This window comes from Vibrio sp. 10N.222.48.A3 (assembly GCF_041475345.1).
Taxonomy (GTDB): Bacteria; Pseudomonadota; Gammaproteobacteria; order Enterobacterales; family Vibrionaceae; genus Vibrio; species Vibrio tasmaniensis_A.
In genome coordinates, this window is sequence record NZ_JBFRVX010000614.1 from 1 (window position 1) to 8,917 (window position 8,917).

An 8,917-nucleotide genomic window follows, 5' to 3' on the forward strand; every position below is an offset into this window, starting at 1 on the left:
GTATAGTGGTGTGTTAAGAACGATTATTTTTCTCAATACCCTCAATTGAAAAGGCGCACTAGCGCCTTTTTTCTTTGTAGAGCTTTTCTTGGTGGATCTTTTTTGTAGATCCCTAGTTTGTGGCTGACTAGCTTATAGAGCTTTATTTTGTGGTGTTCCAACTTTTGGAGGTTTCATGTCAAATCAAACTGCGAAGTTTGTAGAAGGTTCAACGATGCGCCACATATTGGTGATGTCGGGGGCTGGCTCTGTTGGTTTGATGGCGTTATTCGTGGTCGATTTACTCGATATGTTGTTCATCAGTATGTTGGGACAAGTCGAATTGGCCGCGGCTGTTGGTTTTGCAGGCACACTGACATTTTTCTCTACCTCCGTTTCGATCGGTACTTCTATTGCTATGGGTGCGTTGGTTTCCAAAGCTATTGGTTCAAAGAATCAAGAACACGCTCGAAACCTCGCTACTAGTATTATGCTGACTGCTTTTGTCATCAGTTTGACGATTACTGCGGTGATGTTCGCCTATATCCCAGAGCTACTTGCTGCGATTGGTGCAAAGGGGGTTGCCGCAGAGCGGGCGCAAGCTTACCTGCAAATCTTATTGCCAAGCGGGCCATTTCTAGCGCTAGCGATGGCTGCGGGTGCAGGCTTGAGAGCTGCAGGTGATGCCAAACGTTCGATGTGGGCGACCTTGTCGGGCGGTATTGTTAACGCGATTCTCGACCCTTTGTTTATTTTTGGTTTTGGTTGGAACATCGAAGGGGCGGCTATCGCTTCTGTCTTTGCTCGTTTTTCGGTGCTCTTTTTCTCGCTTTACCCTTTGATTCGCAGTCACCAACTGGTGGCTCCCCCTTCTCTTGTACAATGGCGCATTAATATTCGACCAATATTGGCTATTGCGCTGCCTGCTATTATCACCAATACCGCAACGCCTATCGGTAATGCGATTGTAACGACGGGGATTGCACAATACGGAGAGGATTTTGTCGCGGGCTTTGCTGTGATAGGTCGTCTGACGCCGGTTTGTTTTGCGGTTATCTTTGCTTTGTCTGGCGCTGTGGGCCCTATCATTGGGCAAAACTTTGGTGCAGAACGAATGGATAGAGTAAAAGAAACACTCAACAACTCATTGTTGGTTACTACGGCGTACACCATCGCCGTTTGTATTCTCTTATACTTTGTCCAAGACTATGTGATCCAAGGCTTTAGTCTACAAGGTGATGCAGCAATTATTGTTGCCGCATTCTGTACCTATGTAGCGTTGACCTTCACCTTCAACGGCGCACTGTTTGTTGCCAACACGTCTTTTAATAACTTAGGTAAACCGCTTTACTCGACAGCACTGAATCTGGGTAAAGCCACTCTCGGTACATTGCCGTTCGTTTACTTAGGCTCGCAATGGTATGGCGCATTGGGTGTGCTGTATGGGCAAGCCTTGGGCAATGTTTTGTTCGGAATACTCGGTACCCTAGTGCTTCGCTATCATATTGCCGAGCTTATGCAAGGTTCCCAAGTTGATCCTGTAGAAGACGATGTGTCGATAGTCAGCTTGAATACACAACCATTCTGTTCACATGATGCAGTTCTTATTGATGATGTATCGGCGAACAGAGAAGAGTGTAAAGAGCTCAAGTCGCAATAACAGCGACACTCCAATATAGATTAGTTGGTTTGTAAATTTCTTCTTGGTTTTGGACAATTTGTTCTTGACCTTGGAGTAGTCTCCAAGGTTTATACTTTTGTTGTACTTAAGGTTCTGTTGCTCATGAGTGAGCAATAACCTCAAGGCTTTTGAGTATTAAGGAGATACATTATGTGCGCAAAACACGCAGCGTGCCGCTCAACAAAAGTGGACGTTCAACCACAAGCGACTGGAGCAAGTTGCTCTAGCCCTAAAATTTCAAGCATTACCGCAGCAGGTACTTCATCTTCATGTTGCAGCTCTTCTGCTACTGCGTCTTCATCGTCAGGAGATGATTGTTGTGGTTCAGACAGTGGAGAAGAAGACAGTCAGTCCTCTACTCAAACTTTAAATGCCCAATTTTCTAAAAGTTGGTTGGTCTCAGGAATGGACTGCCCAGCTTGTGCTAAAAAAATAGAGAAAGCTGTTAGTAACATTGAAGGTGTTATTCAAGCCAAAGTTCTCTTTGCCACCGAAAAGCTAGTTGTGAAATTCGACAATGAAAGTCTTGCCGACACCATTGAACAGGTCTCTATCAAAACGGGCTTCCCTCTTTCGGAAGTTGGTTCTAAAAAAGAAAAACAGCACCCCGAGACTTTTTGGCAAGCTCATATCCAACCTAATTTACAAATTATAGCGATTGCAGCCGCAATGCTCTTCGCAGCACTGTTGAAAAGTACTTCTCCTCAACTAAGTGAAGGTTTGTTTACCGTAACCTGTTTGCTTGGTTTGTATCCAGTGGCCAAGAAAGCAGTTCAATTGGCACGTTCAGGTACGCCGTTTGCAATCGAAACCTTAATGAGTGTTGCCGCGCTCGGTGCTTTATACCTTGGCGAAACAGCTGAAGCTGCGATGGTTCTGTTACTGTTTTTGATTGGTGAGCGTCTAGAGGCATTTGCTTCATCAAGAGCAAGAAGTGGTGTTCAAGCCTTAATGGCATTGGTGCCAGAAAATGCCACCAAGATTATCAACGGCGAACGTGTTGACGTTGCAGTAAGTGAACTTGCTCCTGGTGACGTGATTGAAGTGGCGGCGGGTTCTCGTTTACCTGCTGATGGTCAACTTATTACCGACGCTGCGAGCTTTGATGAAAGTGCGCTAACGGGTGAGTCTGTTCCTGTCGAACATATCGAAGGCAACAGCATTATGGCTGGTGCTGTGGTGGTCGATAAAGTCGTTCGTATCACCATCACGTCAAAACAGGGTGAGAACGCGATTGACCGTATTCTTCACTTGATTGAAGAAGCAGAATCTCGTAAAGCACCGCTTGAACGTTTCCTCGATAAGTTTAGCCGCTGGTACACACCACTAATGATGTTGGTGGCTCTGTTGGTCATCATCACCCCACCATTGCTGTTCGCGCAGCCTTGGGAAACCTGGGTTTACCGAGGTCTAGCTCTATTGTTGATTGCTTGTCCGTGTGCGTTGGTTATCTCGACACCTGCTGCAATTACTTCTGGTTTAGCAGCCGCAGCGAAACGTGGCGCATTAATTAAAGGCGGCGCGGCACTCGAGCAGTTAGGGAAAATTCAAACGATTGCCTTTGATAAGACAGGTACGCTGACTGAAGGTAAGCCTCAGGTTACGGATATTCAACCTCTATCAGGTTGGAAACAAGACGTGATGCTTCGTGTAGTTGGGGCGATTGAAGTTGGTTCGACTCATCCTTTGGCGCAATCGCTTGTCGCTAAAGTTAAAGAGCTGAATGTTGAGATCCCTGAGTCACACAACAAGAAAGCGCTCATTGGTAGCGGTGTTGAAGGCGATGTCGATGGTGTTAAGTATCAGGTTTTATCACCGTCTAAAGTCACGTTCGCTCTTGGACCCGATGTGGTTTCTCAGGTAGAAGCATTAGAAGGCGAGGGCAAGACGGTTGTGGTTGCTCTTGAGCTTAAAGATCTAGAAGAGTCAACAGAACAAGCTACGACTGTGATTGGTTTGATTGCTTGGCAAGATACGTTACGTAGTGACGCTAAGCTTGCGATTGAACGACTTAATGACTTGGGTATTCAATCAATCATGCTCACAGGGGATAACCCACGAAGCGCAGCAGCGATCAGCAGCAAAATTGGTATGCAATATAAAGCGAGCCTGCTTCCAAGTGACAAGGTGTCTTATGTTGAAGAGTTATCTCAACAGTCACATGTTGCTATGGTCGGTGATGGCATCAACGATGCGCCAGCAATGAAAACGGCGAATGTCGGTATTGCTATGGGTGGTGGTACTGATGTTGCGCTTGAAACGGCAGATTCAGCACTGACTCACAACCGTTTAACTGAGCTGCCCGCGATGATTGAATTGTCGCAAGCGACTATGAATAACATTCGTCAAAACGTAGCACTAGCGCTCGGTTTGAAAGGTGTGTTCTTGGTGACCAGTTTGCTTGGTATTACCGGGCTTTGGGTTGCCGTTCTTGCAGATAGTGGCGCGACAGCTCTGGTGACACTCAACGCACTGCGCCTGCTTCGATTCAAGTCTAAAGCGGATTAAGTTCAGCTCTCAGACATAGACACTCTTAATTTTAAAAGCGTCTTATATAAGAAGCATCTCGCATAAAAGCGCCTTTAGCGGTCATACGTTAAAGGCGTTTTTTGTCTCATTAGTATGCAACGCAGCCGTTCGGATTGCTTATTTTTGTGATGCCAATCGGTTTTTCGTGAAACCTGAAATATTGTTGCGATCATTGGTGTGATGTTCGTCACTTCATTTCATTATGAGCTTGGTTAGAGTGTGTTCGTACCCCACGAATTTACTATGAGCTTAAATAAGGGTAAAAAGCCCAATAAGCCAAAAGGAGCGAACTATGTCTCAAGCTGTTTTCCACTTAGGTGTTACTGAAGCAGATCTTAACGGTGCTACTCTTGCGATCATTCCTGGTGATCCTGCTCGTGTGCAAAAAATTGCAGAAGAGATGGAGAATCCCGTATTTCTTGCGAGTCACCGTGAATACACGCTTTACCGCGCAGAGCTAGACGGTAAGCCAGTTGTTGTATGTTCAACAGGTATCGGCGGCCCATCTACTTCTATCGCAGTTGAAGAGCTTGCTCAGCTTGGTGTTCGTACTTTCCTACGTGTTGGGACTACTGGTGCGATCCAACCTCACGTAAACGTGGGTGACATGATTGTTTCTACGGGTTCTGTTCGTCTAGACGGCGCTAGCCTGCACTTCGCTCCTATGGAGTTCCCAGCAGTTGCTGATTTCGAAGTTGCTACAGCAATGAAAGCAGCAGTTGAAGAATCAGGCGCAGCAGTTCACATGGGCGTAACCGCTTCAAGTGACACTTTCTACCCAGGTCAAGAGCGCTACGACACGTTCTCTGGTCGCGTGGTTAAGCGTTTCCAAGGTTCTATGCAAGAATGGCAAGACATGGGTGTTCTTAACTTCGAAATGGAATCTGCAACGCTACTAACAATGTGTGCAAGTTCTGGTTTGAAAGCAGGTTGTGTTGCTGGTGTGATCATCAACCGTACTCAAAAAGAGATACCTGATCACGAGACACTAAAAGTAACGGAAGCGCGCTCAATCAAAGTGGTTGTAGAAGCTGCTCGTAAAATGCTTTAAGTTTTCAAGTGCTTTAAGTCTTAAAACGACTTCAAATTTTGAAAATGGCCACATCGAATGATGTGGCCATTTTTTTGCTTGTTTACAAGTCCTTTGAGCTTTTTACCTTGCGAGCTTTAGACTTTGCAAACGTAGACCTTGTGAGCTCTAAACCTTGTGAACATCTAGATGCTGTAAAGTTTAGACCTTGTTAATACGGGCGGGGTAGTGGATATAAGTCATTTACTACGATTGGCATAATCGTTACGGGTACAAAAAAGGCGAGTGACTTAAGTGGTCATTCGCCTTTTTGTTTTTTGAGAATTCGATATGTTCGAGTTTCTTAAATTAGCACTCTAAATCTTCATCACCACCGGCAGCGGTAAACCATGCCGCGAGATGTGTTTTAAGATCTTTTAATTCGTCAGGGCCAATCAATGCTAGGCCAAGATCTTCTGCTCGTGTGATGTCATTATGACGAAGAGGGCGGAAGCTCACCAACATTGCACGGGCCTGTAGGCCACCTAGCAGGTCTCTGAGCGATTCCAGCTTGTACAAGGTATCATCGCCATCATCTCGCATACCTTTGGTCTTACACTCGATGATGTGCAGCTTATTGTTCACTACAGAAGCAACATCAAGCTCATTACGAACTTCGCGCTCACCGAGCTGACGATAAACCTGAACATTCAAAGAGCGATCTTGAATGGTCGGCATGTCATCTTGGATCTGCTTAACGGTGCTATGAACCAATGTCTCAAGCCATTCGCCGTTTGAGAAGCGTCGCGCGTCTTCATTGGCAAACGTCAAAATACCATTGTCATAAGTGGCAATCTTAGCTTCAACCAAATCGCTCAACAGCATGTTCAGCTCGCGATAACCTTGTTGCTTCTCAGACAAACCCACATCAAGTCTCTGTTCTTTACGGCAGGTCGTTGCAAGGTAGTTCAATGTAGCAAGGCCTGGGCCTAATTCTAATGCGTTACTTGCCCAACGCTCACCCAGTTCATAAAGTTTTTGGTCAAGTTGCGGAGACAGTTGTACATCGCTGAATTCACCACGAGCACCGAATACCGTTAAGTAGTCATCGATAGTGATGCGGTCTTGAACTTGTGCGTCTTCTTTACCATTCGGGTAAAGCCAGCACAGTTTGTCACTGTTTGGTTCAACAACAAAGATTGGCCAGTGGTAAGTACGAAATACTTCGTAGACAGACAGTAGGCGGTGACGAAGGCCACAACTTGCGTTGAGCTTCACTTCTTGTCCCCGAGCTTTTAAGTCTTCTGCAAGGTTTTGGATCGATTCTTTAATTGCAGAGGTGTTTACGATAGTTGGAATCTCGAAAAATTCACTCGTAATATCACGCTTCTGCAAAACGCTGTCTAAGCGTTGATAGATACTGATTTGATTTTTGTCACCGATGAACACGATGTGAGTGCTGATCGTTCGGTTGTCGAGTAGTGGGGTGATCAACCGAATGGGGTCTTGATCGATAATGCCAACATGAACAGCCATATAAATTCCTTAATAGCGGCTCGCTCATAAAGGTGAAAGAAAAACGGGAAGCAGCAAGCCTTTATAATCATATAATGACAAAGCTCATAAAAAACAAGGGCAACCCTTGATAAAAGTTGCCCTTGTTCAATTAGTTATCACTATTGGGTGAGATATCCCAACATTTCAGGTGAATATCTATTGGTTCTTCGTTTACTTATAGCTTGAATTGATGAACTAAATCGCCTTGCTGGTTTGCCAGAATTGTTAGGTTTTGGCTTGCCTCTGCAATTGATGACATCGCTTGATAACTCTTATCAGCAATCTGGTTGATGTCTTCAATGTTACGCGCGATATCACCCGAAGTTTCACTCTGCTCAGCCGCGGCTTGAGAAATGTGCGTACTCATTCGACTGATTTCTAGAATCAATGCCTGAATTTCTTCCATAGCACTATTAGCACTTGAAGCTTGTTGAACCGACATATCCATATCGCTCATGCAGCTTTCAATCACATTGCTTGCTGTTTTAGAACTTGATTGTAGGTTACTGATCATGGTCTCAATTTCAGACGTCGATTGAGTTGTCTTTTGTGCCAGTACTCGGACTTCATCTGCAACTACAGCAAATCCACGGCCTTGTTCACCTGCGCGCGCGGCTTCGATTGCTGCGTTGAGTGCAAGTAGGTTGGTTTGATCTGCAATACCACGAATAACATCGAGGATAGAGCCAATCTGGCTACTCATTTGTTGTAGCTCGCCTACAGCACCCACGGATTCAGTCAGGCGCACCTCAAGTTGATTAATGGTACTGATGTTGGTGTTCATGACCTGACGACCTGATTCAGAAGCCGATTCTACTTGTTGAACCATAGTTAACGAGCTTTGCGCGCTGTTTGCTACTTCTTGTACAGAGTGAGACATTTGTGTCATTGCCGTTGCGACAGTTGCTGTTTGTTCACGCTGGCTGTTCAATTGAGCCTGTGTCTCAGAAGAGGTTTTTTGGTTTACGCTTGCAGTATTGGTTAGGTCATCTGAAGCGTCATTCAGTTTCACCAGAATATTGTGCAGGTTGTCGGCTAAGGTATTGATGTGACGGCTTACTCGGCTGAATTCGTTGTCGTATCGAATATCGATACGCTGAGTCATATCTCCTTCAGTCAGGCCTTCTAATGTACCGAGGATACGCGTTAGTGGCTCTCTTACACTATGTGCAATGTGGTAACCAATTGCTGCAGCGAATACGGTGACAACAATGCCAATTGCAATCGCTTTGAATAGACCGTTGTCGTAGATGCTGCTCGCATCTGCTAATGATGAGTTGAGTTGCTCTTCCGCTGTGACGTTGAAAGAATCCAGTACCGCCATTGCTTGGTCGACTTCAACGGCTAGATTAGCAATGTTGATGTACAAGGCTTCTTTCGCTTTCAGATAGTTATTATGTTTATCTAAAACACCGCCTTTTTGTCCCACGTCTTTGGTGAAGTTTTTAACCGATTCATCGAAAACATTTTTTATCGCAGGCAATTGTGTCGCTAAGCCACGGTACGCGTAGTTTAGGTGGGTAACGGCCTTTTTGTTTTGGTTGACGGCTTTTTGTACGAAGGCAACATCAGAACTTGCTAGTGCATCAGAGGTAATCACCTCGGCGTCTTGTAGTTTAATAAAGTAGCTCTTTGCCATCACTTTTACAGAGATGCTTTTTTGGTCGGCAACGTACTCTTTCATGCCAACGGTCAATTCTGAATGTAAGCGTTGGAAATCACGTGATGCTTTTTGTACTTGCTCTTGCGCCTCAAACATAGCGATATAATTGTTCATCGCTTCATCTGCTTCGGTGAAGTAACGTTCTTCCATCGCTCTTAATTGCGTGATGCGCTCAGTGAGCGAGGTATTGTCTTGGCTTGCTGTTTCTAGGCTACCTAGAACTTCAGAAAAAGCGTTTTGTGATGCAGCAAACTCTGTACGCATTGCAGACATACGCTCAGAATTTTGTGTGGTTAAGAAGTCTTTAAATGACTTGTCAGCGGAAAGTAATTGGACACTTGTTTGGTTTGAAAGCGCAACCAGCGGCAATGAGACTTTTGAGACGCTCTCAAAATTGCTATGTATCTGATTCATGCTGCTCATCATGATGGTTATCGTGACTGCGAACATGATGATGATCAGTGCGAAACCAGCGTACATACGCTTGATCACAGATCCC

Annotated in this window: 5 protein-coding genes; 3 read left to right on the plus strand and 2 right to left on the minus strand. The window is 45.2% G+C overall.

The window, feature by feature from the left end:
- Positions 1–175: 175 nt before the first annotated feature.
- The 3 genes from AB4653_RS17100 to udp all read left to right on the plus strand — a co-directional run bounded on the left by AB4653_RS17100 (position 176) and on the right by udp (position 5,240).
- Positions 176–1,639: an MATE family efflux transporter gene (locus AB4653_RS17100; RefSeq protein ID WP_009847165.1), complete on the plus strand. Its 1,464-nt coding sequence runs from the start codon at positions 176–178 to the stop codon at positions 1,637–1,639.
- A gap of 171 nt (positions 1,640–1,810) precedes the next feature.
- Positions 1,811–4,168: a zinc/cadmium/mercury/lead-transporting ATPase gene (locus AB4653_RS17105; RefSeq protein WP_009847164.1), complete on the plus strand. Its 2,358-nt coding sequence runs from the start codon at positions 1,811–1,813 to the stop codon at positions 4,166–4,168.
- 313 nt (positions 4,169–4,481) lie between these two features.
- Entirely contained in the window at positions 4,482–5,240 is a 759-nt protein-coding gene (gene udp, locus AB4653_RS17110) for a uridine phosphorylase (RefSeq protein WP_009847163.1), read from the plus strand.
- Positions 5,241–5,567: 327 nt separating this feature from the next.
- On the opposite strand, the gene AB4653_RS17115 is transcribed toward udp, so the two are convergent.
- Positions 5,568–6,734 carry a DUF1887 family protein gene (locus AB4653_RS17115; protein WP_009847162.1) on the minus strand — a complete coding sequence of 389 codons (1,167 nt, stop codon included), beginning with the start codon at positions 6,732–6,734 and terminating at the stop codon, positions 5,568–5,570.
- A gap of 196 nt (positions 6,735–6,930) precedes the next feature.
- On the minus strand, positions 6,931–8,917 hold a 1,987-nt coding region (locus AB4653_RS17120), incomplete at its 5' end, for a methyl-accepting chemotaxis protein (RefSeq protein WP_372104812.1).

Coding starts and splice junctions, on each gene's coding strand:
- AB4653_RS17100 (WP_009847165.1), top strand. CDS start 176: ATGTCAAATCAAACTGCGAAGTTTGTAGAAGGTTCAACGATGCGCCAC.
- udp (WP_009847163.1), top strand. CDS start 4,482: ATGTCTCAAGCTGTTTTCCACTTAGGTGTTACTGAAGCAGATCTTAAC.
- AB4653_RS17115 (WP_009847162.1), bottom strand. CDS start 6,734: ATGGCTGTTCATGTTGGCATTATCGATCAAGACCCCATTCGGTTGATC.
- AB4653_RS17105 (WP_009847164.1), top strand. CDS start 1,811: ATGTGCGCAAAACACGCAGCGTGCCGCTCAACAAAAGTGGACGTTCAA.